Origin of the sequence: Hymenobacter siberiensis (assembly GCF_018967865.2) — a bacterium.
In the GTDB taxonomy this organism is placed as follows: Bacteria; Bacteroidota; Bacteroidia; order Cytophagales; family Hymenobacteraceae; genus Hymenobacter; species Hymenobacter siberiensis.
Window position 1 is genome coordinate 325,772 of the sequence record NZ_JAHLZY020000001.1, and the last position, 24,200, is coordinate 349,971.

The window sequence follows — 24,200 nt, forward strand, 5'->3', positions numbered from 1 at the left end:
ATTGTAGTCCGACTAGGAGCCTGCTCCATTCGTGGGGCAGGCTTTTTTATGGGTGGCTGGTTGGTGCCGACGCAAGAATGGTTGTTGCCTTATTGTTACCAACCATTCTGAGGCATAACAATTTCATGAATCAATCTTCATGTTAAGCCTTTGGATATCGCCGGAACTTTGTGGCTCAAACATTCCCCCCTTCATCATGAAGTATGTTATTGGACTGCGAGCCTCTCTTTTCAGCTTGCTTTTTCTGCTCATTCAACACTTGGCTTCGGCGCAGGTAACGACATCCGCACTGAGCGGAAAAGTGACTTCCGACAAAGGCGAAGACCTTATTGGGGTGACCGTGGTGGCCACTAACCTGCCCACTGGCACCAAGCGCGGCACCGGCACCGAGCCCGACGGCCGTTTCACGATTCCGAACCTGGCCCCCGGCGGGCCTTATGAAGTAACCGTAACCTACGTGGGTTACAAAGAGCAGAAGATTGACAACGTATTCCTGACCCTGGGTAATACCACCCGCCTCAACTTTGTGCTGGCCACCGAGAGCCAGGCCCTGAACGAAGTAGTGGTGGTGGGCAACACGCAGGCTACCAAAACCGGGGCCGGCACCACCGTGGGCCGCGAAGCGCTCCAGCAGCTGCCCACCATTTCGCGCAGCCTGTCGGACTTCACGCGCCTCGACCCGCGCAATGCCAACGGTTCGTTCGCGGGCAGCTCGTTCCGCTACAACAACGTGACCTTGGACGGGGCCGTGAATAACGACGCCATCGGCTTTTCGCCCTCGCTGGGCGGGCAGAGCGGCACCAGCGGCCTGCCCGGCGGCTCGGCCCGCGCCAACCCGATTTCGCTTGACGCCATTCAGGAAATTCAGGCCTCGGTGGCCCCTTATGATGTGAAGCTGGGCAACTTCACGGGCGGCTCAGTGAATGCCGTGACGCGCTCCGGTACCAACGAGGTTACGGGCTCGGTGTATGGCTACGGCCGCAACCAGAACGTGACCGGCCGTAGCATCGACGGCGAAAAGGCCCGCATCGGCTCGGATTACCACGACTACCAGACGGGTTTCCGCATCGGCGGCCCCATCATCAAGAACAAGCTGTTCTTCTTCACCAACGCCGAAATTGCCCGCCGCCAAGAGCCGCAGTTCTACGCCGCCGGCACGCCCGGCTCGCCGGTAACCACGGATTTGGCCCAGGCCATTACCAGTAAGCTGAATAACTACGCGGTACGCAACGCCGATGGCTCGTTGGGCACGGCCAGCTACAATGTGGGCGAGTACGGGGCCTACAACATCCACGCGAACAGCAACAAGATTTTCGGGCGTATCGACTTCAACCTGAACGATAAGACCAGCATTGCGCTGCGCCACAACTTCATCACCTCGGAAGCCACTAATCTGGAGCGGTCGGGCAGCCTGTTCAAGTTTGGCTCGCAGGACTTCACCCAGCACAACGTGCAAAACTCGACGGTGCTGGAGGTGAAGAGCAACTTCAGCAGCAAGTTTGCCAACAACCTGATTCTGGGCTACACCAATATCCACGACTACCGCGACCTGCTGGGCGGCCAGGCCAACCTGTTTCCGTCGGTGCAGATTAACAACGTGGGCACTACGCCGGGCACGCTCGGTACTTCAAGCTACTACTCGGGCTCGAACCAGATTCTGCTCGGCTCGGACCGCGAGGCCAGCATCTTCAACACCCGCCAGAAGACGTTTGAGCTCACCGACAACTTCACGTACTACGTGGGGGCGCACGCCCTCACGCTGGGCACGCACAACGAGTTCTACAACATCGACTACGGCTTCATCAACTCCTGGAACGGCCGCATCGAGTACAACAACGTGAACGACTTTCTGGCCGACAAGCCCAGCCGCATCCGCGGTACTTACAACAACGGCACGGTGGGCGACAACTCCTACCAGTACAACTACAACAACCCGTCGGCGGCCTTCAACATCAATTTTTACAGCGCCTACCTGCAGGACGAGTGGAACGTGACCGATAAGCTGAAAATTACGCCCGGTATTCGTTTCGATATTGCCTCGCTGCCCACCAAGCCGGCCCTGAATACGGCCCTGGTGAACAACCCGCAGAACGACGTGAACACGCTGAACCAGACGTACTCGCATACGCCCTGGACGCAGCTGAATAATAATTACCTGGGCCAGGTGCAGTTCTCGCCCCGCCTGGGCTTCAACTACGATGTGAAGGGCGACCAGTCGTTCGTGATTCGCGGCGGCTCGGGCATCTTCACCGGCCGCGTGCCGTTTGCCTGGTTTGGCTATGCCTACTATAACAACGGCGTGAATTTCAACTCGGTAGACTACAATAACATTCAGTCGGCCAGCAACACGGGTCCTAAAACCATTTACCTTAACACCAACCCGAACAACATTTACAGCCAGCTACCCACGGCCAACTATAACCCTAACAACCTGAAGGGCAGCCCTACCGAGGCAAACCTGGTGGACAACAACTTCAAGATGCCGCAGGTGTGGCGCTCGTCGCTGGCCTTCGATGTCAAGCTGAAAACCGGCACCCGCTTCTCGGTGGAAGGCCTCTATACCAAGACCTTGCAGGACGTGCAGTTTGAGAACATCAACCTGAACGACAAGGTGACCTACCTGGCCAACGGCCCCACCGAGAGCCCCGTGTACGCCAGCGGCAAGGTGAATTCGGGTTTCTCGAACGCCTTCTTTCTGACCAACACCCAGAAGGGCTACCGCTACCAGCTCACCGGCTCGGTGGGCCAGACCATTAACAATCTGGTGGATGCCTCGGTGGCCTACACCTACGGCCAGAGCCGGGACATCAGCAACGGCATCCGCAACTCGCCCCAGAGCAACTGGGAGCTGAACCCGGCCCTGAACGTGAACAATCCCGCCCTGGCCTACTCCAACTTCGACCTGCGCCACCGCGTGGTGGCTTCCATCAACCTGCACAAAACCTTCGCCCAGCGCTTCACCGGCTACTTCACCTCGGTGCTGACCTATGCCAGCGGCTCGCCCTACACTTGGGTGTACAACAACAACTTCTTCGGCAACGGCCAGCAGAACGTGCAGTTGGCTTACATCCCGACTTCGGGCTCCGACATCGTGTTTGTGAATAAAGGGGCCGGCCCCGTGGTGCCCACCACCAACCCCAACGGCTACGGTGTGGATGCCTCCGGTGCCCAAAGCGCCGCCTTCAACAGCTTCGTGGACAACGACAGCTACCTGAAAACCCGCCGGGGTCAGTACACCGAGCGCAACGCCGGCCGCACCCCCTGGAACAACCAGGCTGACATCCGCCTGATGATGGACGTGAAACTCGGCAACCTGGAGGCCAACGCCGCCGGCATCACGCCCAAGGCCCACACCATCCAGGTGTCGCTGGACATCATCAACTTCGGCAACTTCCTGAACAGCAACTGGGGCCGTCAGTACTTCGTGCCCAACACCTTCAACTCGACGCTGGGCACCGGCCTCACGCAGGTGGGCTACGCCGATGGCGCCGGCGCCATCTCGACCAGCTACAACGCCAACTCGTTCAACCGCCCGGCCTTCACCTACGGCACGCCGGCCACCTACTCCATCGACCAGCTGGCCTCGCGCTGGCAGGGGCAGCTGGGCCTGCGCTACTCGTTCTAATTCGCAAGCCTGCCACTCTTCAAGCCGCCGCTTCCCTTGGGAGCGGCGGCTTTTTTATGCGTCGGCCCTTTGCCCAGGCCGTAACTTGCCGGCCCATCGGCCCATTCATTCTCCGCATTTCTCCCTTGAAATTGCCCCGTGTTTTGCATCTTCCCAAGTGGTACCCCAACCGCTACGACGACCAGGATGGCGACTTCGTGGCGCGGCACGTAGCAGCCATCGCGGCGCATGGCGGAGCAGACGTGGCGGTGCTGTTTGCGGCCGTGGCGCGGGGGCCACTGCCGGGCTTGATTGCGGCCGACGAGGATTTTAGCGGCCCGTGGCCCACGCTGCGCTACTACTACCGCGCCGCACCCACCGGCCTGGCTTTGGTTGATAAGCCGCTGAAGCTGCTGCTGTATTTCTGGTGCCTGGGGCGCGGCTACCGGCGGCTGCGGCGGCACTGGGCCGGGCAGGCGCCCGATTTGGTGCATGTGCACGTGCTGCTGCGCACGGGCCTTTTTGCGTGGGCGCTGCGGGCGGTGCGCGGCATCCCGTTCATCGTCACCGAGCACTGGACACTGTATTTGCCTGAGCGGGCAGGCGGCATATCATGGCTGCGGCGGGTGCTCACGCGGGCGGTGGTGCAGCGGGCGGCAGCCCTGCACACCGTATCGGATGGGCTGCGGCGGGCTATGGCCGCGCTGGGCTTTGTGAACCCGCGCGCTGTGGTCATTGCCAACGTGGTAGATACCGGGCTTTTCCATCCTAACTCACCAACCCGCCAACTCGCCAACCCGCCAACCCACCAACCCACGTTGCTGCACGTTTCGGCATTTCACGACCAGGTGAAGAACATCTCCGGCGTGCTGCGGGTGGTGGCGCGGCTGCGCACCGCTTCGCCCGGCCTGAAGCTGCGCATTGCCGGCTACGGTCCCGACGAGCAGGCGCTGCACGCCTACGCCACCGAGCTGGGCCTGCTGGCCGATGGCACCGTAACCTTCCTCGGCAAGCTGTCGCACGAGGCCGTAGCCGCTGAGATGGCCCGCGCCACCGCCCTCGTGTCTTTCAGCCGGGCCGAAACCTTCGGCTGCGTGCTGCTGGAGGCGCGGGCCAGCGGCTGCCCGGTAGTGGCCACCCGCACCGGCGGCGTGCCGGAGCTTTTTCAACCCGAAAATGCCTTTGGCCTGCTAGTGAATCCTGATGATGAAGCAGCTTTGGAAAATGCTATCAAACAGGTGGTTGACAAAAATATTCGCTTCGAGCCAATGCAGCTGCGGGCTGATGTTACGGCGCGGTGTGCACCGGCAGCGATAGGGCAGGCCTTTGGAGAATTGTATCAAAAAGTATTAAACGAGTAATAAAAGTACAGAACCGGTACAAAGGCCGGCGTTTTGGCTTCAGCAGGTGTCTGCCAGCCGGAAGCCGACGAATACCTGCCCTCCTCTATGATTAAGCGCATTCTTCAGCATTTTGCGGCGCGGGTACTCACGGCGGGGCTCAGCTTCGCGGTAGTGTGGCTCACGGCGCGGTGCCTGGGGGCGGCGGGGCGCGGGCAGGTCAGCCTGTTTGTGACCGATGTGTCGGGGCTGGCGCTGCTGGCCGGGCTGGTGGGCGGCTCATCCTTAATATATCTGGTGCCGCGCCGCAACGTGTGGCTGCTTTTGCTGCCAGCCTACGGCTGGGGCGCGCTCGTGAGTCTGGGCGGGGCGGCCCTGGTGGGCCTGCTGCGGCCGGTGAGCACGGCTTATGTGTTGCACCTCGGGGCGGTGGCGCTGGTGCAGGTTCTGCTGTCCATCAACGTGTTTCTGCTGCTGGGTCGGCAGCGGGAGCGGACCTACAACGTGCTCACTACCACGCAGGCCGGGTTGCTGGCCGTGGCGCTGGCCGTGGCGTTCGGGCCGTTGCGCTGGCTTTCCATCGATGCTTATTACTACGCCAACTACCTGGCCTACGGCCTGCCGTGGCTTATCAGCACGGCGCTGCTGCTGCGCCTGCCCGATGCCTGGGGCAGCCGGCGCATCCGTCGCCGGGCGGCGGCCCGCGAGCTGGCCCGCCACAGCCGGGGCGCGCACCTGTCGAACCTGCTGGCCTTCGCCAACTACCGTTTCAGCTACTACGCCGTGGTGTACCTGGCCGATACCCGGGCGCTGGGCATCCTCTCGGTGGGGGTGGCGCTGGCCGAGGCCATCTGGCTGATTCCGCGCAGCACAGCGCTCATTCAATACGTGGCCCTAGTGAACGCGCCCGACAAGCGCGAGCAAACCCACGCCGCCCTGCGCGGCAGCCGGCTCACGCTGCTGGCCACGGCAGCGGCGGTGCTGGTGCTGGCCACCGTGCCGGCCGGGTGGCTGGTCGCCATTTTCGGGCCGGAGTTCGGGGCGGCGCACGGCGTCATTATGGCGCTGGCACCGGGCATTCTCATCAATGGGGGCGGCATGCAGGCCAGTACCTACTTCGCCGGTACGGGCCAGTACGGCATCAACAACCGCGCTACGCTGCTGGGGCTGGCCGTGACGGTACCCGCGTGCCTGCTGCTGGTGCCGCCGCTGGGTATTGTGGGCGCGGCGCTGAGCATGTCGGCTTCCTACGCGGCGGGGGTGCTGTACCTGGTGGGGCGCTACCGCCGGGCTATCGAGGCGACGTGGGCGGATATTCTGCCCGGCTGGGCCGATGTGCGCTGGCTGTGGCAGCGCATGGTTTTTCGGGCGTAATGAGGCTTGTTAGCGGGTCATGCTTCGCTGCGCTCTGCATGACCCGCTAGGCTACTCCCTCGCTTTGGAGGTGCTATCGGCGCACCTCCAGCCAGCCTTTCAGCTGCTGCCCATCCGGATAAGTGGCCAGGTAGTAGTACACGCCGTTGGGCTGGCCGTCGGCATTCCATTCGTCGTGGTAGGCGGCCGCTTCGAATACCTTCTGGCCCCAGCGCGAAAATACCTGGAGGTGCGGCGCGCAGCCGGTACCGAATTGGAAGGTCTGGTTCTGGCCGTCGCCATTGGGCGTGATGATGTTGGGTACGGGTTTGCGCTCTTTCACCTCTACTGGCGGTGTGGTTGCCGTCGTTTCGCAAAGGTTCTGGTTGTAGCGCAGCCGCACACGGGGCTGGTAGTTGCCGGGCGTGGTGTAAGTATGCACAGGGTTCGCTTCCGTCGACTGCGTGCCATCGCCAAACTCCCAGACTACGGCGGGCGTCGCAGAATTAGTGGAGCTAACCAGCGTGAAGCGCAGCGTGAGCGGAACCTGGCGGTTTTCGGGGCAGGCCACGGGTTGCCAGCTGGCTTGCACCAGCGGCACGGGTGCTACCGATATGCGTCGGCTGGCCGTGCTGGCCCCCGAGCAGGTGGCGTTGGCGACGGTATAAGTTAGCGTGGCAACGCCCGTAAAACCGGCCGGCAGCGTGAACACGAAGCCCGAAGCCACGCTGCCCGTCACGCCCGGCCCCGTAAACGTGCCGCCCCCTGGCGTGCCGCTCAGCCGCACGGCCAGCGTGCTGCCGGCGCACAGCATGGTATCGGCCCCGGCCGTGAGCGGGGCCAGCACCGTGATGCGGCGCGTGTCGGTGGTGGTGCACAGGCCAGTACTCAGCACCGTGTATGTCACGGTATTCACCCCCACCAGCGCGAGCGTGGGCGTGAACACGAAGCCCGTGGCCACGCTGCCCGTGACGCCCGTTCCGCTGAAGGTGCCGCCGCCGGGCGTACCCACCAACGGCACCGGGCTACCCGTGACGCACAGGGCCTGCGCCGGGCCGGCATTGGCAATATTGGGCTGAAAGTTGAACACAAATGCGGCGTTGTTGCAGCCGGCCGGCCCGCCCAGCGCCCCGCTGTTGTTGGTGGTCGAATACGTGTTTGCGCCCGGCGGAATGGGAAAGCCCGTGTAGGCAAAGCACGAGCAAACCGCCTGATACACCACCCCGCGCGGGTCGAAGCGCGAGGTGCCGCCATCTACGTGCTCGCCTTCGCCGTTGGGGTCCACGTTACCATAGTACGTGCCGTAGGTGAGGGCCGTGAGGCCGGCCGAAAACTGCGCCAGGTAGAAGTCGTTGCCATCGGTATTGGATTGCAGCGCGTCGGCCGTGAGGGGCAGGCGGGTGGTGCTGCCGTTGCCCTCCTGGTAAGGGTTGGCGGCCGGAAAATCGGGCAGGTAGCGGCCGTTCACCATGCCGCCCCAGCCGCACACGTACACCCGGTCGCAGCGGTCGACGAGGAAGGCCGTGGGGTCGAGGCTCACCCGGCCCGCGTTGTCGGGGTCGAGGCTGCCGAAGGAGGTAGTGAGCAGGCTCTGGTTCAAGTTGGCGTCGAGCTTCTGAATAAACTGCGTGCCATTGGTCGTGCGGAACAGGCCGGGCGTGGTGGGGAACTGGCCCAGCGTCTGGCCCAGCAGGTACACGCCGCCATCGGTGCCAATTTGCAGGAAATACGCCTGGTCGTAGCCGGCCGTGCCCACGTAGGTGGCGCGCAGCACGCTGGTGCCGGCCGCTGCAATGCGCAGCGCAAAGCCATCCACGTCGCCAAGCGGGGTGGTGCGGTAGGCCCCGGCCGTGGCCGGGAAGTTGGGGCTGGTGGTGCCGCCGGCCACGTACACATCGCCGCTGCCGGGCTCCAGCTGAATGGAATAAGCGGCATCGGCCCCCGTGCCGCCCAGGTAGCTGGCCCAGGTGATGGCCGTGAGGGTGGGGGTGAGCTTGCACACCACGCCATCGGAAGTGCCGCCCCGGTAGGTGTTGCCGAAGCCCCGCGCCACCGGAAAATCGGTCGAAGCCGTGTGCGAGGCGATGTACACATTATCGGCCGCATCCACCAGAATATCGCCCCGGAAAGGGTCGCCGTAGTTGTGCACCAGCTGTTTTTGCGTGGCAAAGGGCGAGAGGTTGCGGTCCAGGGGCAGTACGCCGTCGTTGCCGCTGCCGCCCAGGTAGGTCGAGCCCACCAGGGCCGTGGCGTTGGCATTCAGGCGGGTCACGATGAGGTCCGAGCCGGTGGGCATATCGTACGGCGGTCCATAATTGCCAAACGGCTCCGCCGCCGTACCTCCGCCAAAAGTGCGCTGTATAGCCCCGGCCGTAGTCGGATAGTTGCTGGAGCCCGTCGAGCCCAGCACCAGCAGCTCGCCCTGGTTATTCACCACCAGGCTGTGCGGAAAATCCGGCCCGTTGCCGCCCAGGTAGGTGGCCCACACCCGCGCCGCCGGCCCATTCACCCGGGGATTGTACTTGATGATGGCAATATCAATAAGACCCGCAAACGTGGTCCGGAATGCCCCCGGGCTGGCCGGGTAGCCGGCACTGAAAGCAATGCCGCCCGAGTACAGGTTGCCCTGCGCATCATAAGTTGCCGTGAAGCCCCAGTTATCGGCCGTCGAGCCAGTGTAGGTGGCAAATACCACCACCGGGTCGATGGTGAGCGGGCGGGCGGTATCGTAGCTGCCCAGGGCAAAATGCACGGTGCGCCCCGCCAGCACGTAGCGGCAGGGCACGGCCCGGCGCTGGCCGGCCGCGTTGGTCTGCCAGGCCCGCGGGGCCCGCTCGGTGAGGTTGCCCACGCTGGTTTTCACCACCAGGTTGCCCTCGCCGTCCAGGGTCAGGGCATCGGCGCCGTCGTGTCGCAGGCCGATGGCCGCCGGATTGGCCTGCGGGGCCAGCGTGAAATCATACTCCAGGCGCTGGTCGGCGCTTTCATACACCCGCACCCCAATGCCCGGCCACAGCCCGGCGTAGCGCAGTTGGCGGTAGCTGCGCACATCACCGGCCCAGTGCGTGGGGTCGGCTCCGAGGAAGTAGCTGCGGTGTTCGGTGGTGGGCGTTTCGGCCGTGAGCAGGGCCGAGCCAGCGTTTTCGAAGTGCAGGGTGAGGGCGTGGCCCCGCACGGCCTGGTTGGCCGGGGGGGCGTCGTGGGCCGTGTGCCGCCCGTGGTGGGCCACGTCGTCATCGGCCAGCAGCGCGAAGGTCAGGCCATCGGTTTCGGCAAACAGGCGGCCGCCGGGCAGGGCCGCCGCGTAGCGGGCGTGGCCGTCCCACTGGCCTTTGTTCTCAATAAATTCGAGACTTGAGGTGGTTGTTTCCTGCGCGCTGGCATCAGCAAGCCGGCTAAGCAGTAGCACAGCCGTAAAAAGTAGCGTTGGCTTCATGGAGCAAGGCGGCAGGGAATAGGAGTCGCTAAAGATAAAGTATCCGCCATAATAGACAGGCCTTACGTACGGGCTCCGGAGCTGCCAGCCGCCGTGCTGGACTGGCCGGCACTCGTTTTTCTATTTCAGGGCCTCGATTGCCGGGCACCAAACCCGCCTACCTTTGCGTTGATGCCGCGAAAATACCCCGTGCGATTCATGCGTATTATTAGTCTGTGGCTCCGGCCGCTACGGTTTCTGGCCCTGGCCCTGGTGCTGCTCACGCTGCTGCCGTGGGCGTGTACCCGCAAAGCCGTTTCCTTCAACAGCAACCCCGAGCAGCCCGTAGTGGCCGCGCTCGGCACCGACACCCTCACGCGGCCCGGCGACTCGCTCAACGGCAAGCCCTCCCTCAGCACGGCCCGCAAGGTGGTGCTCACCAAAGCGCAGGAGAAGGCGGCCAAGGATGCCGAAAAGGACACCCAGCGCAAGTCGAAAAAGAAGAAGAAAAACGTCTTCCTGGGCGAAAGGATGAAGCGGGCTTTCACCAAGACCGGCCCCAAGGGACGCAACCAGATTATTGAGATTTTCTACTTCCTGAAGTATCCGAAAACCCTCAATGCCTACGCGCCCGCCCACTATTACTACGACACCAAGAAGCACCGGGTCCTGAAGATGGCCGCCGTGGAAGAAGACGCGGCCAACCTGAAAATTCTGCACGGCCCCTACAAGAAAATGCAGAACAACAAGGTGCTCGAAACCGGCTACTACGCCCTCGGCACCCGCCACCTGCGCTGGGAGCGTTTCGATAAAAATGGCGTGCTGCTGGCCAAAACCCACTACGAAATGGGCTTCCCGCGCGATGCCAACGTGAGTTACTACGGCGAAGACCGCAGCCTCATCAACGAAGTGGTGCCCTACGTTAATGGCAGGCTGGAAGGCGATTACGCCAAATTCCTCATCAATGGCCAGCCCGACTGGCGCGGCCAGTTCGAAAACGGTAAGCGCGTGGGCATCTGGACCAAGTACTGGGGTTTCCGCGCCCGCCGCCACTACGAGTACCAGTACGGCGAAACGGGTTATGACCCCGAAGTAACTGAGCCCGAGCTGGTGCGCGAGTACAACCGCAACGCCGTCCTCGTCTTCGACAAGGAAAAGAATATCGAAAAGCGCGGCCAGCCTGACGTTGAGGACCGCCCCAGCCAGCGCCGCACCGTAGCCCCGCGCACCGTGCCCCGCGCCCCGGCCAAAGTACTGCCCAAGCGCCGGTGATTTTTTGATGTGGAAGATGTGGAAATGTGATGATGTGGGAAATGTGGAAGATATGATGGAATGACTACATCTAATATATTCCCCATATTTCCACATTTCCACATTTCCACATCATCACATCTCCCACATCATCATATTCCCCACATTAGTAAAAAGCGTCCTCGAAGTGCTCGATGCGGAAACCCCGGCTGAGCAGAGTAAGGGCCACTATGTCGAAGCGGATGTCGCCGTGCCAGTCCAGCTCCTCCTGCAAGTGCGTGGCCGCGAAGCGGAACAGTTCCTTTTTGCGGGCCGATACAAACGTCTCGGGTGCGCCGAACTGGCCCGAAGAGCGGGTCTTGACTTCTGCAAATACCAGCAGCTCGGTGCCGCGCCGCAGCACCAGGTCTACCTCGGCCCGGCCGTGGCGGTAGCCGCGGGCCAGCACTTCGTAGCCCAGGGCTAGGAAATGGTCGGCCGCCGCTGTTTCGCCGGCCTGGCCTAGTTCGTGAGGGGCGTGAGCCATGGGCGGGTAGCGGGTAAAGACCGGGGTGATAGTAAGAGCAGGGGAGGGGCCAGGCGTGGCGCAAGCTAACAGTTTGGGCGGTGTGCGCCAACAACTATGCAATGGGTCAGGCTAAAGCCTACCGCGCTTAGTACCTTTGCGTCCTGTTTCATCAACTCCCACTCATGGCCTCCTTCGTAGAACAGTTCCCCCCGCAACTGCTCGACGCCGCCGCTCCCGACGACGCCCGCCCCGCTCCCAACCGGCTCCTGCACGTGCAGCGCCTGGGCCTGGTCGACTACGTGCCCACCTGGAAGTTTCAGGAGCAGCTCATGGATGCCACCCTGGCCATCAAGGTCCGGAACCGCGCCGCCGAAACCACCGGCGAAGCCCCGCAGCCTACCCTCAACCACCTGCTGCTCTGCGAGCACCCGCATACATATACGTTAGGCAAGAGCGGTAAGCCCGAGCACCTGCTCCTCGATGAAGCCGCCCTCGCGGCGCACGAAGCCAGCTTCCACCGCATCAACCGCGGCGGCGACATCACCTACCACGGCCCTGGCCAGCTGGTGGGTTACCCCATCCTCGACCTCGACAACTTCCGGCCCGATATCCACTGGTACCTGCGTGTGCTGGAAGAAGCCGTCATCCGCACCCTGGCCGACTACGGCCTGAATGCCGGCCGCATTGCCGGCCTCACCGGCGTGTGGCTCGATTGGGAGGAAGGTGCCCCCAACCCGCGCAAAATCTGCGCCCTCGGCGTGAAGTGCAGCCGCTGGGTCACGCTCCACGGTTTCGCCCTCAACGTTAATCCCGACCTCTCGTACTTCGGCCACATCGTACCCTGCGGCATCACCGACAAAGCCGTGACTTCCCTGGCACGGGAGTTGGGAAGCACCCGGTCCGTGTCCGTTGCCGAAGTGCAGGAGCGCCTGCTGCCCCACCTGCTGGCGCTGCTAGAGGCAACCAACAGCGAGGAGCCGGCAGCCACCTGAAATCCGTTGCAATCTCCTAAAATCCGTTAAATCTGAGGTCCGTGAAGCAAGACATTTCCTTTGACCCCGTAGAAGGCGTTTCCGTAGCCGTAGTACCCGCCGAAGACCATGCCGTCACGCCCGATGGCCAGCCCATCTGGCAGGTGTATTTGCTTAACCACAATGGGTTTCCGTTGGAAAACGTCATCATCAACGCCAACGGCTACAGCCAGCCCGAAGACGGCGAGAAAGTCCGGACATCCACCCTGCGCTACCTCTTCGAAGTAGTGCCGCCCCACTCTGCCGTGCCCATCGAGCCCCTCGATTCGGCCCTGCTGCACCTCAACAATCAGTACTGGGTGAGCTACTACCACGGCCCCCAGATTTTCGACAAGAAATTTATCTTCGTGCCCGATTCCATCGTGCCCGACAATTTCACCCACATTGCCCTGCTCAACCGGGTGGGCGTGCTGCACAGCTAAATACGTCGCGTTGGCAACCGGCCAGTACTTCACTCTACCCTACTTATTGTATTGTCTATGACTCATTTTGATATTCCACTAGGCCTGTCCTGGATGTGGGCGCTGCTGGTGTCCCTATTCGCCGTGCCGTCCATCATCTACATTGCCCACCTCAAAAACATGCTCGATACGCCCAACGGGCGCACCGTGCACCAGTCGCTCACGCCGCGCCTGGGCGGCGTGGCCGTGTTTGCCGGCTTCATGTCGGCCCTCACCATCTTTGCGCCCCTCGAAAACGGCGTGAAGGAGCTGCTGGCCGGCTGCATCATCCTGTTTTTCGTGGGCCTGAAGGATGACCTTGTAGGAATGTCAGTCTCCAAAAAATTCGTGGGCCAGCTACTGGCCACCGGCATCGTGATGATAATGGCCGACGTGCGCCTCACCAGCTTCCAGGGCATTCTCGGCATCGGCACCCTGCCGGTGGGCATCAGCTACGCCTTCACCTTCTTCGTGATTGTGGGCATCACCAACGCCATCAACCTCATCGATGGCCTCGATGGCCTGGCCGGCACTATCGTGCTAATCATCTGTAGCACATTTGGTTATTATTTCTACCAGTACGGCGGCGCCAGCTACGGCAGCTATGCCTACGTGGCTGTGTGCCTCATTGGCGGCCTGCTGGGCTTCCTGCGCTACAACTTCCACCGCGCCCCCATTTTCATGGGCGACACGGGCTCGCTCGTCTGCGGCTTCATTGTGTCGGTGCTGGCCATCCAGTTCATCGAAATGGGCCTGCGGGTGGGGCAGCCTTTTGGTTCCTCGGCCCCGTCGGTAGCCGTGGGCATCCTGTTCGTGCCGCTGTTCGATACCATGCGCGTATTCTCGCTGCGCATGGCCGCCGGCAAGTCGCCCTTCTCGCCCGATAAAAACCACATCCACCACCGCATTCTGGCCATGGGCTTCCAGCAAATCAGCACCGTGCTGCTGTTGGGCCTGCTCAACATCTTGGTCACGCTGTCCGTCATCCAGTTCGCTTACCTCGGCAATACCGTTCTCATCACTGCCCTGGCCATCTTCTCGGCGCTTTTGAGTATCTTTTTCGGCGTGTACCAGAGCCGTATTTCCCGCCGCCTGCTAGCCGCCGAAAGCAGCAATTAGCACCCAGCACCCATGCAAACCCCGGGCTTGTGGCGTATGCGGTGGCTGCTCGCCATCGGTTTGTGGCTGGCGCTCGTGGCCCGGCCCGGCCCGGCGTGTGCCAGCGAGTACTACCAGCTGCCCCCGGCCTCCCCAACGTCTCTCTCCGCCGACTGGCTCCTCCACGATGCCGGCCGCAACCGGCTGATTTTCTACCTGCCCGGCTACCACCAGCCGGCCCATGCCTACTATCAGTGGGTGCGCGTCAGCCATACGCAGCCTTTTCCGCTGTCCTTCGCAGCCCTGCGCGGCCTCAGCCTGTTTGTTGATAATCAGCTGGTATTCACGGCCCGCACAGCTGGCAACTATTCGTTGGACCTGGCCCGGCTGTTGCCGGCCACGCTCCCTTCCGGCAAGCACCTGCTCGCCGTGTGGCAGCCCGATGGCTACCCGGCTCTGGCCTCGTTTTCAGGAGTGAGCAACGCCCATGCCGATACCAGCCCATTGGCCAAAGCCCGTATCGGCCAGGCCCAGCCTCGCCTGCGCGGCCCCCAGGGGCAAAACGTTTACCTGGGCTTTCTCTTGGTGCTGGGCCTGTCTTACGGGGCCGTTCGCACCACCTACCAACCCGGCATGGCGCGTATTTTTCAGCTCGATGAGCTATTCAACGGCAGCAGCGACCAGCAGACCTTTCTGGCCAAGCCGGCCTTTTCGCTGCTCAACTTATTGTTGGTACTGCTCTTTTCGCTGTCGTTTGCGCTGCTGCTCACCGCCATCCACACCGACCTGCAAAACCTCCCCCTGCTCCGCCGCTTCTTCGACGTGCCCGAAACGGCCATCGTGGCCCGGGTGCTGCTCTACACGGCGGTTATTACCACCTTTGTTTTTGGTAAGTACCTGTATGTAAAGATAATGGGCTACATATTTGGCCTGGAGCCTTTGGCCGATATTCAGTACCGCGAGTTCCTGCGCACCACCTTATTGGCCGGTTTGTTTCTGCCGCTGGTGCTGCTGCTCTACCTCAGCCTCAATGGCAACTGGCCCAATGCCGTAGCCTGGACGGCCAGCGCGGCCATTGGCATTTTGCTGGTCGGTACGGTGCTGCGGGTGGCCCGCACCCTGCACCACCACACCTCCCTCCTGAATCTACATTTGTTTGCTTATCTTTGTGCTACTGAAGTATTACCTTTATTGGTTTTACTTAAACTTATTGTTTTTACGTACTGATTATCCTTGAACAGGCAGTTTCGTTCAGCTCTTTCGTCTCTCTTTATTGTCCTAAGCATTACCCTTTCCTACCTGTATGGCCGATAGTGCAGATAAGCCGGGTACAGGCCGGCATGCCAAGCGCATAAGCAGCATTCTGGTTACCCAGCCCAAGCCCACCAACGACGTTTCCCCCTACTTCGCCATTGCCGAGAAATACGGTATTCAAGTGGATTTTCGGGAATTTATTGATGTGCAACCCGTATCCTATAAGGATTTTCGTCGGGATAAAATCAATATTCTGGAATACACGGCCGTGATTTTCACGAGTCGCAACGCCGTCGACCACTTCTTCCGGATTTGTCAGGAAGCCAAGCTCGAAATGCCCGCAGAAATGAAATATTTCTGTATTTCTGAGCAGACCGCCAACTACCTTCAGAAATACATCGTCCTTCGCAAGCGCAAGCTGTTTGTGGGCGAGCGTACGGCGGCTGACTTGTTCGACGTCATCAAGAAGCACAAGGGCGAGAAGTTCCTGTATCCCTGCTCCGACATCCGCAAGGATGACCTGCCGGTGTTCATGCGGGCCAACAATCTCAAGTTTTCGGAAGCCGTCATCTACCGTACCGTCGCCAGCGACCTGTCCGACCTGTCCGACGTGAAATACGACTGCATTGCGTTCTTTAGCCCTTCCGGCATCAGCTCGCTCTTCATCAACTTTCCCGATTTCGTTCAGGACGGTACCCGCATTGCCGCCTTCGGCCCCACCACGGCTAAAGCCGTGGTCGATGCCGGCCTTATTCTCGACATTGAGGCGCCCCATCCCAATGCTCCTTCCATGACCGGTGCCATCGAAGCCTACATCCGATTGCATGCCCAAACCGATGTCGGAAAAGCCAACGCTAAAAACCCCTAATCCAACGGATAGTTTCCGTAAGCAACTGAGAACCGGCGCAACCCACCCTTGCGCCGGTTTTTTTGGCCGAATTTTTTAGCGCCGGTTTTTCCCTTACATTTGGAAGCTGTACTTCTATATTGTGCCCACCCAGCACTATTTCGCACACCCACCGCCCTCTTCTTTCACCATCACCACCCCGCCTTATGAAAGGAACGTTACTCGTTACTCTGCTGCTCACGGCTGCGGCTGGCTCGGCGCTTGCCCAACAGCAGCCCCAGTTCACGCATTACGGCTTGAATGGCATGTATTTAAATCCGGCCTACGCCGGTATTAAAGGCCAGGGGGAGGTCAACCTCATCGGCCGCTACCAGTACTACAACTACAACGGTACTTTCGACGGCAACAACGGCTCGCCGCGCACGGGCATGATTACGGTTTCGCTGCCCGTTCTGGCCCTCAACGGTGGGGTAGGCCTGGCCGTGTACTACGACCAGGTAGGCCAGTCGAAAATGACCAATACCGCCCTTTCCTACTCGCAGCACGTCAAGCTGGGTTCGGGTAAGCTGGGCTTTGGCATCCAGGGCATTTATACGTACCTAAGCAAAGGCACTTATATAGCCATCGACCAAAACGACGTGAACGTGCCCAGCGGCGCCTCCGACAGCAAGTTCGATGCCGGTGCGGGCATCTGGTACGAAGCTCCAAAGTTCTACGCCGGTATCAGTGTCAATAACTTACTGCGTTCGGAGTACTCCTTCAAAAGTGCCGGTGCCGCCGGTACGCCCAGCAAGTACATCGCGGAGAATCACGCTTATTTCACGGCCGGCTACAATATTGAGGCATCCTCTTCCGTTATCGTAACGCCGATGATTCTCGCGAAAGCGGTATTGCCGGGTGATTTCTCCAGCTCCAGTAAATTTAACAACTCTAAGAACTACTCTTTCGAAGGTGGCGTTCGTGCCACAATCGATGATAAGTATTGGATTGGTGCCAACTATCGCACCGAAGAATCCGTTTCAGGACTTCTTGGCTTAAGCTTTGCAAAGGACAATGCTGTGCGTCTGGGCTATGCGTTCGACTTCATTGCCTTTAACCAGGATGCCCGGGCGTTCAGCTCGCACGAAATTATGCTCTCCTACCGCTTGCCCAAAGCGACGATTAATACCCGACCAGCCATTCGCACGCCTCGTTATAGCTTCTAATTCTCCTATTTTCTTATCTTGTACTCAGGATGAGCATTGTCCTATTCAGTTAGGATAAAATTTAGTCGGCCTCGCAAACAATAAAACGGATTAACCGATTTATTTACGCTATTCAGCGTGTTTACCCTCAATTTGGTCTTCTTTTAAGAAAGACAGGTATTGCACCGCGACCTAAAAAAGTGTAGATTTGCCTGCCCATCCAAATGTACTTTAGCGGTATTGGCAATTAAACAGAATTTCTAACTCTCATGAACAAGCTTCTAGCAATATCCCTTTTCGCTATTTCCGGGGCATTATTAGGCGGGTGTGGATTTGGCAAAGGCCCTACGGGTGACCTGGTTGGCTCCGAGGACCGTCCGTTCTTTAATCCTCAGGAAGTGCCATTTGGAATGGTCCCCTGCCCAGGAGGCACGTTCCACATGGGCCAGACCGACCAGGATATTTCCGCTTCGATGGTCAACATGAACAAGCAGGTGACTATCGCCGGCTTTTACATGGACGAAACAGAGATTACCAACAACGAGTACCGCCAGTTCGTCGATGCCATCAAACAGGACTCTCTGGATGTACTGGGCGAAGAGTACGTGATGACCGAGCTCTACCCCGATACCACGGTGTGGGTGCGCGACTTCACCTACCACATGGGCGACCCGCTGCTGGAGTACTACTACACCCACCCGGCATTCGACGACTATCCGGTGGTTGGCGTCGATTGGTTTGCCGCTAAGTATTTCTGCAACTGGCGTACCAAGTTCCGCAACGCCGCCCGCGAAGAAACCGGCTCGGCCAACGACCCGAACTTCCGTTTGCCTTCCGAGGCTGAGTGGGAGTACGCCGCTCGTGGCGGCCGCGACTTGGCTACTTACCCTTGGGGTGGTCCTTACCTGCGCAACAGCAAGGGCTGCATGCTGGCCAACTTTAAGCCCGGCCGTGGCGATTATGCTTCCGACGGCTTTGCCTACACTGCGGAAGTTGGCTCGTTCTTCCCCAACGATTTTGGCCTGTACGATATGGCCGGCAACGTCTCGGAGTGGTGCGATGACGCCTACATGGAGGCTTCGGTGCCGGTGGTTTGGGACTTGAACCCTACCAACCCGGACGATAACGAGCCCCGCAAAGTGGTGCGTGGCGGTTCGTGGAAAGACATTGCGTACTTCCTCGAAACCGGTACCCGCAATTTTGAATACCAGGATTCGGCTCGCTCCTACATCGGTTTCCGGTGCTCGATGATTCAAATCGGGATGGGTACGAATAGCTCCCTCAACTAAAGTTTCAAACGGCTAACGCCAGCTATCAACCACCCTCCCCCTTCCAACACCTCTTCAACCTCTTTCAACCGTTTATCCTCATGGCAGCCCAAAAAAGTTTTCTCTACGATACGCTGATGCCCAAAATCTACGGCATTGGTGCAGCAGTTGTAATTATTGGTGCATTGTTCAAAATTGAGCACTGGAAAGGTGCTGATGAAATGTTGATTGTTGGCTTGGGTACGGAGGCAGTTATCTTTTTCCTTAGCGCATTCCAGCCTGCCGCCCACGAGCCCGATTGGGCACTGGTGTACCCGGAGTTGAACGACGGCTATGACCCTTCGACTAGCAGCCGCCAGGTAGGTGGGGCTAGCGATGCCAAAGGCTTGACGATGAAGCTAGATGATATGCTGAAAAACGCTAACGTAACGCCGGAGGCGCTCACCAGCTTGGGTCAGGGCCTGAACCGCCTCAGCACCACCACTTCGCAGATGTCGCAACTGGGCGAAGCCGCTAACGTGACCGACGAGTACACCAAGAAAGTGCGTTCGGCTGCCGATTCGCTTGATAAAATCAACGTGGCTTATGGTAACACGGTAGAAGCTATTTCGGCCATGTCGAATGCTACTTCGGACGCCAAAGAGTACCACATGCAGGTGCAGAACGTGACCAAAAATCTTGGCGCGCTGAATGCCGTGTACGAAATGGAATTGCAGGATGCCAACACGCACCTGAAGTCCATGAACCAGTTCTACGGTACGCTCAGCCACGCCATGGAGAACATGACGCAGGCCGGCAAAGACACCGAGCAGTTCCAGAAGCAAGTAGCCGACCTGACGGGCAACCTGACATCGCTGAACCGGGTGTACGGCAACATGCTGAACGCCATGCGTGCCCCGGCCCAGGCCTAAGCACCAACCAGCGCATCAGATAGTTCTCATCCAATTTTAGCGGAAACAGATAATGGCAGGCGGAAAAGAAACCCCGCGGCAGAAGATGATTGGCATGATGTACCTCGTGCTGACCGCTCTTCTGGCGCTCCAAGTGAACTCAGCGATTCTGCTGAAGTTCAAGTTCATCGACGACAGCTTGATTGACGTCAATGGCAAAACCAACATGGCGGCCGATAATACCGTGAAAGGTATTCAGGCTGCTGTGGACAAGAACCACAACCTCGCTAGCGATGTGACGGTGCTGAAGCAAAGCGAGGAAATCCGGACCAAGACGAAGGCAATGATTGCCTATCTGCAGGACGTTCGCGACAAACTCATTGCTGGCACGGGCAACGTTAAGGGCGCTCCCGACTTTAAAGACCCGGACGCCAACAACAAAGTGATGCCAATCATGCTGGGCGGCAAAAAGAATGGCCTGGCATACCCGCTGAAAGCGGAGTTGAACAGCTACTCGACCTTCATCAAAACCTACGTGCCGGATGCAACTCCGCTGGCACTGGACGGCAAAGAGGATTCGCGTATCATCAACTCCAAGGAGCATACGACCATGGAGCAGCGCAACAAGGATTTTGCTGAGCTGAACTTTGAGAATACGCCGCTGGTAGCTGCCCTGGCAGTACTGTCGCAAAAGGAAACCGCTGTGCTGAAGCTGGAAGCTGATGCCCTGTCGGAGCAGGCGAAGAAAGTAGGTGCTACCATCATCTCGTTCGACAAAATCGGTGCTTTTGCCAGCGCAGAGTCGAACACGGTGGCTGCCGGCACCAAGTACAAAGCCGAGCTGTTCCTGACTGCTTCGGCCACCGGCCTTCAGCAGAAGATGACGCTGAACGGCAGCCCGCTCGCAGTAGGTGCCGATGGCCACGGCAAAGTAGAGTTCACTGCCCGTCCGGGTGGCTTCGATGCTTCCGGTAATGCCAAGGCTTCGTGGGAAGGTCGGATTAAATTCAACCAGAATAACCGCGATACTACTTTCATAGTGAAAGTGCCTTATACCATCACCAAGCCGGTGATGCAGATTCAGTCGGCTTCGGTGCAGGCGCTGTACTTCAAGTGCGGCAACAAGCTGAACGTTTCGGTGCCCGCTTTGGGTGCTCAGTATAAGCCTAGCTTCTCGGCTTCGGGTGCTTCGGCAATCCAGGGTGCCAAGACTGGTGACGTAACGCTGGTCCCCAGCGCAAGAGAAGTAACCCTGAATGTTAGCAGCGGTGGTAATGCCATTGGCTCGCAGACTTTCCAGGTGCGTCCTATTCCTAAGCCCACCATTGAGTGCTGGGTGGGCGGCCGTCAGGCCAACGAGAAGCAGGGTACCCCCGGTACGGCTGTGCGCTCGCTGAACCTGCGCGCTATCCCGGATGCTGGCTTTGCTACCTTCCTGCCCGACGATGCGAAGTTCCGCGTGTCGCGCTACGAAGTGACGCTGGTACGTGGCCGTCGTCCGGCTTTGCCGACGAAGACCGTGAGCGGCCCGCAGGCTGACCTGAGCGATGTGGTGAATGCCTATCGTGACGGCGACCGTCTGTACATCGAAGTGAAAGAAGTGCAGCGCCAGACCTTCCAGGGCAGTGTTGAGCCGGTAAGCGTTTCGAAACAGTTCAATATCCCGTTGCTATAATATCTACACCGTAGTTACGTTAGCGAACTATCTTACAATCAATTTGCTTTTGCCCGTTATGAAATCCATTCACACCTTGGCCGCTATCGCGGTGGGCCTGTCGCTTTCGCTGTCGGTTTCGGCGCAGGAGCAGGCCACTACGGCGAGCAGCACCGGCTCGCACCGGCCGATTCCGCTATCGGACCAAATGTTTCGTAAGAGCATCTGGCGGCAGGTAGACCTGCGTGAGAAGCAGAATAAGCCGATGTTTTCCGAAGGCAAAGAAATCAGCCGGGTGATTCTGGAGGCAGTGAAGCGGGGCGAATTGCAGGCATACAAAAATGATTCGCTGACGTCTACGCTCAACCCGCAGGAAATCTCGTCCAATATGTCATATGCCGATGAGGCAGTGAAATTGAGCGACGAGGAAAAAGCAGCTGGCTTTAGCCAGTCTGACCTGGGTGGTGGCGGTGATGATTGGGGTGCTCCTAAAAAGACATCCAAGAGCACGGCTAAAACGGTTCGCCAGCCTAAAATCGGTGCAAATGGCAAGCCGATGAAGGATAAAAAGGGCAAGACCATTTACGAAACCATAGCAGTTGCTCCGGTGGCCAAGCCAGCTCCTCCGGCCAACGAATACCGGTACAAAGACCTGTATGAGATGGAGTTGAAGGAGGATATGATTTTCGACAAGAAACGGTCGCGGATGTATCACGACATTAAGTCCATTGGTCTTTTTGTTCCTTCGACGCTGCCCGCCAACACGTCGGGCATTGAGAAGCCCATTGGCTACTTCAAGTACAGCGACCTGGTGAAGGTGTTCCGCAACAATCCGCAGAATGCCATCTGGTTCAACGCCGAGAATGATGCGCAGCACAAGAACCTTGCTGATGCGTTTGAGCTGTGGTTGTTTAACTCGTACATCACCAAGGTGTCGAACGCTGGCGACAGCCGTTTGGACGACATCTACGGTGGCGCTCAGCAAGGCATCCTGGCTGCTCAGCAGACGGCCGCTGACTTGGTAGAGTACGAGTATAACCTGTGGTCCTTCTAAATCACGGATTAGCTCGGATTATTCGGATTACACGGATTTTGTAGTCGATTCGGTAAAAACAGAAAAAGCCCTTGCAGTGATGCGAGGGCTTTTTCTGTTTAGATGGTTAGGCTGGTTTGGGAAGCTGGCGGGGGGGCATGGGGTGGGCGGGGGCTTCGTTTTCGGCGAGGTAGGTTTGGAGGATTCGGGCTTTGGACTTGCCTACTTCGGCGATTAACTCGGCTTCGGTGAGCTCGCGGATTTTCTTGACGGACTTGAACTTGTTGAGGAGTTTTTCGGCGGTGACGGGGCCGAGGCCTTTGACGTCGGTGAGCTCGGTTTTGAGGGTGCCGGCGTCGCGAAGGGAGCGGTGGAAAGTGATGCCGAAGCGGTGTACTTCGTCGCGCATGCGCTGGAAGAGGCGGAGGGACTCGCTCCGCTTGTCGATGTAGATGGGCAGCGGGTCGTTGGGGACGTAGATTTCTTCGAGGCGCTTGGCGATGCCGATGATGGCAATCTGGCCCCAGAGGTTGAGGTCTTTCAGGGCCTTGACGGCCATGCTCAACTGGCCCTTGCCGCCGTCGACGATAACGAGCTGCGGGAGGCTGGCGCCTTCGTCCACCAGGCGACGGTAGCGGCGGGAAACGACTTCGTACATGGAGTCGAAGTCGTTGGGGCCGATGACGGTTTTGATGTGGTAGTGGCGGTAATCGCGCTTGCTGGGCTTGGAGTTGCGGAAGCAGACCATGGCGGCCACCGGGTTATCGCCCTGGAAGTTGGAGTTGTCGAAGCACTCGATGTGCTTAGGAAGCTCGGTAAGGCGCAGGTCCTTTTTGATGGTTTCCATGATTCGCACCTCGTTGCTGTCCTTGCTCTTCTCATTCATGCTTTCCTTTTCCTTGCGGGCGTAGAGCACGTTTTTGATGGCCAGTTCAAGTAGCTTGCGCTTGTCGCCGATTTGGGGCACGGCGAGGTTCACGCCGGGCAGCGGGAGTTCGACAGCCACATTGGTGAGGATTTCCTTCGACTCACTTTCGAACTCCTGACGCAGCTGCATGATGAGCGGGGCGAGGATTTCGGCATCCTCCTCATCGAGCTTTTTGGTGACTTCCAGCGACTGCGTGAGGATGATGCTGCCGTTCATCACCTTCAGATACGTGATAAAGCCCGCTTTCTCGTTGCTGGCGATAGCGAAGACGTCGATGTTAGTGAGCGTGTCGCTCACGATGGTGGACTTGGCCTGGAAGGCTTCGAGCTTATCGAGCTTGACCTTGAACTGGTGGGCCAGCTCGTACTGCATGTCCTGGGCGGCGGCGCTCATACGCTCGCGGAAGTACTGCTTGGGGATGCGCAGGTCGCCGTTGAGGATGTTGCGGATTTGCTGGATGTAGGTGTTGTAGGTGGCCTCTTCTTCGCGGGCGACGCAGGGCGCGTTACAGTTGCCGATTTGCAGCTCCAGGCAGGGCTTGAACTTGCCGGCTTCGACGTTGGCGGCGCTGAGGTTGTAGTTGCAGGTGCGGAGCGGGTAGAGGGCCCGGATGAGCTCCAACAGCACGTTGAGGGCAGTGCCGTTGGCGTAGGGGCCGTAGTAGCGCGAGCCGTCGTTAATCTTATTGCGCGTGGGAATGAGGCGGGGGAACCGCTCGTTGGTGAGGCACAGGAAGGGGTAGGTTTTGCCGTCCTTCAGCAGGATGTTGTACTTAGGTTGGTGCTGCTTGATGAGGTTGTTTTCGAGCAGGAAGGCATCGGATTCACTGTCGACGATGGTAAACTCCAGGCGCTTGATGTTGCGGACCAGCTGCTGGGTTTTCTTGTTGTGGTCCTGCTTGGTGAAGTAGCTGCTCACGCGCTTGCGCAGGTCGATGGCCTTGCCCACGTAGATGATGCCCTCATCATCAAAATACTTGTACACGCCGGGCTTGTGGGGCAGGGCGGAAATTTGGGCTTGCAGTTCGGGGTTGGCTGCCATAAATCGCAGATTGTCGCTGATTAACCGTGATTACGCTGATTCAGCCGGCGTGTTGGGAAGG

General features: G+C 59.4%; 17 protein-coding genes. 14 read left to right on the plus strand and 3 right to left on the minus strand.

Translation table 11 applies throughout. The features are described from left to right. Positions 1-235 precede the first annotated feature (235 nt). The 3 genes from KQ659_RS01400 (at position 236) to KQ659_RS01410 (ending at position 6,318) form a co-directional block, all read left to right on the plus strand. Entirely contained in the window at positions 236-3,625 is a 3,390-nt protein-coding gene (locus KQ659_RS01400) for a TonB-dependent receptor (RefSeq protein ID WP_226915688.1), read from the plus strand. Between the two features lie 125 nt (positions 3,626-3,750). Beyond that, the gene (locus KQ659_RS01405) at positions 3,751-4,965 is read left to right on the plus strand and encodes a glycosyltransferase (protein WP_216679133.1); all 1,215 of its coding nucleotides are present in this window, start codon (positions 3,751-3,753) and stop codon (positions 4,963-4,965) included. 87 nt (positions 4,966-5,052) lie between these two features. Then, entirely contained in the window at positions 5,053-6,318 is a 1,266-nt protein-coding gene (locus KQ659_RS01410; protein ID WP_216690408.1) for a lipopolysaccharide biosynthesis protein, read from the plus strand. A gap of 73 nt (positions 6,319-6,391) precedes the next feature. On the opposite strand, the gene KQ659_RS01415 is transcribed toward KQ659_RS01410, so the two are convergent. Next, positions 6,392-9,733, minus strand: coding sequence for a DUF7948 domain-containing protein (locus tag KQ659_RS01415; RefSeq protein WP_216690407.1), 3,342 nt, complete (start codon positions 9,731-9,733; stop codon positions 6,392-6,394). Positions 9,734-9,931: 198 nt separating this feature from the next. Between KQ659_RS01415 and KQ659_RS01420 the strand changes: the two genes are divergently transcribed. Continuing rightward, positions 9,932-10,984, plus strand: a complete 1,053-nt coding sequence (locus tag KQ659_RS01420; RefSeq protein ID WP_216679130.1) for a toxin-antitoxin system YwqK family antitoxin — start codon at positions 9,932-9,934, stop codon at positions 10,982-10,984. A 145-nt stretch (positions 10,985-11,129) separates the two neighbouring features. On the opposite strand, the gene KQ659_RS01425 is transcribed toward KQ659_RS01420, so the two are convergent. Next, positions 11,130-11,489: a YraN family protein gene (locus KQ659_RS01425; protein ID WP_216690406.1), complete on the minus strand. Its 360-nt coding sequence runs from the start codon at positions 11,487-11,489 to the stop codon at positions 11,130-11,132. Positions 11,490-11,653: 164 nt separating this feature from the next. Here KQ659_RS01425 and lipB point away from each other — a divergent pair, with 164 nt between their 5' ends. The 10 genes from lipB to porN all read left to right on the plus strand — a co-directional run bounded on the left by lipB (position 11,654) and on the right by porN (position 22,191). Further along, the gene (gene lipB / locus KQ659_RS01430; RefSeq protein WP_216685534.1) at positions 11,654-12,463 is read left to right on the plus strand and encodes a lipoyl(octanoyl) transferase LipB; all 810 of its coding nucleotides are present in this window, start codon (positions 11,654-11,656) and stop codon (positions 12,461-12,463) included. Positions 12,464-12,504: 41 nt separating this feature from the next. Continuing rightward, positions 12,505-12,924 (plus strand): hypothetical protein, encoded by a 420-nt coding sequence (locus KQ659_RS01435; RefSeq protein ID WP_216679127.1) that lies wholly within the window; start codon positions 12,505-12,507, stop codon positions 12,922-12,924. A 57-nt stretch (positions 12,925-12,981) separates the two neighbouring features. Next, on the plus strand, positions 12,982-14,061 hold the full coding sequence (locus KQ659_RS01440) for an MraY family glycosyltransferase (RefSeq protein ID WP_216685533.1): 1,080 nt from the start codon (positions 12,982-12,984) through the stop codon (positions 14,059-14,061). Positions 14,062-14,097: 36 nt separating this feature from the next. After that, a complete protein-coding gene (locus KQ659_RS01445; protein ID WP_216679126.1) occupies positions 14,098-15,267 on the plus strand; it encodes a DUF4271 domain-containing protein in 1,170 nt (389 codons plus the stop codon). A gap of 76 nt (positions 15,268-15,343) precedes the next feature. Further along, positions 15,344-16,162, plus strand: coding sequence for a uroporphyrinogen-III synthase (locus tag KQ659_RS01450; RefSeq protein WP_216679125.1), 819 nt, complete (start codon positions 15,344-15,346; stop codon positions 16,160-16,162). 185 nt (positions 16,163-16,347) lie between these two features. Beyond that, on the plus strand, positions 16,348-17,346 hold the full coding sequence (locus KQ659_RS01455; protein WP_216679124.1) for a PorP/SprF family type IX secretion system membrane protein: 999 nt from the start codon (positions 16,348-16,350) through the stop codon (positions 17,344-17,346). Between the two features lie 248 nt (positions 17,347-17,594). Then, a complete protein-coding gene (gene porK / locus KQ659_RS01460) occupies positions 17,595-18,614 on the plus strand; it encodes a T9SS ring complex lipoprotein PorK/GldK (protein WP_168671474.1) in 1,020 nt (339 codons plus the stop codon). 80 nt (positions 18,615-18,694) lie between these two features. After that, complete coding sequence (porL, locus tag KQ659_RS01465; RefSeq protein WP_226929798.1) at positions 18,695-19,504, plus strand: type IX secretion system motor protein PorL/GldL; 810 nt, start codon at positions 18,695-18,697, stop codon at positions 19,502-19,504. A 52-nt stretch (positions 19,505-19,556) separates the two neighbouring features. Beyond that, entirely contained in the window at positions 19,557-21,158 is a 1,602-nt protein-coding gene (porM, locus tag KQ659_RS01470) for a type IX secretion system motor protein PorM/GldM (protein ID WP_216679123.1), read from the plus strand. 58 nt (positions 21,159-21,216) lie between these two features. Beyond that, entirely contained in the window at positions 21,217-22,191 is a 975-nt protein-coding gene (porN, locus tag KQ659_RS01475; RefSeq protein WP_216679122.1) for a type IX secretion system ring subunit PorN/GldN, read from the plus strand. Between the two features lie 106 nt (positions 22,192-22,297). Here porN and uvrC read toward each other — a convergent pair whose 3' ends face one another. Beyond that, entirely contained in the window at positions 22,298-24,139 is a 1,842-nt protein-coding gene (uvrC, locus tag KQ659_RS01480) for an excinuclease ABC subunit UvrC (RefSeq protein ID WP_216679121.1), read from the minus strand. Positions 24,140-24,200 lie beyond the last annotated feature (61 nt).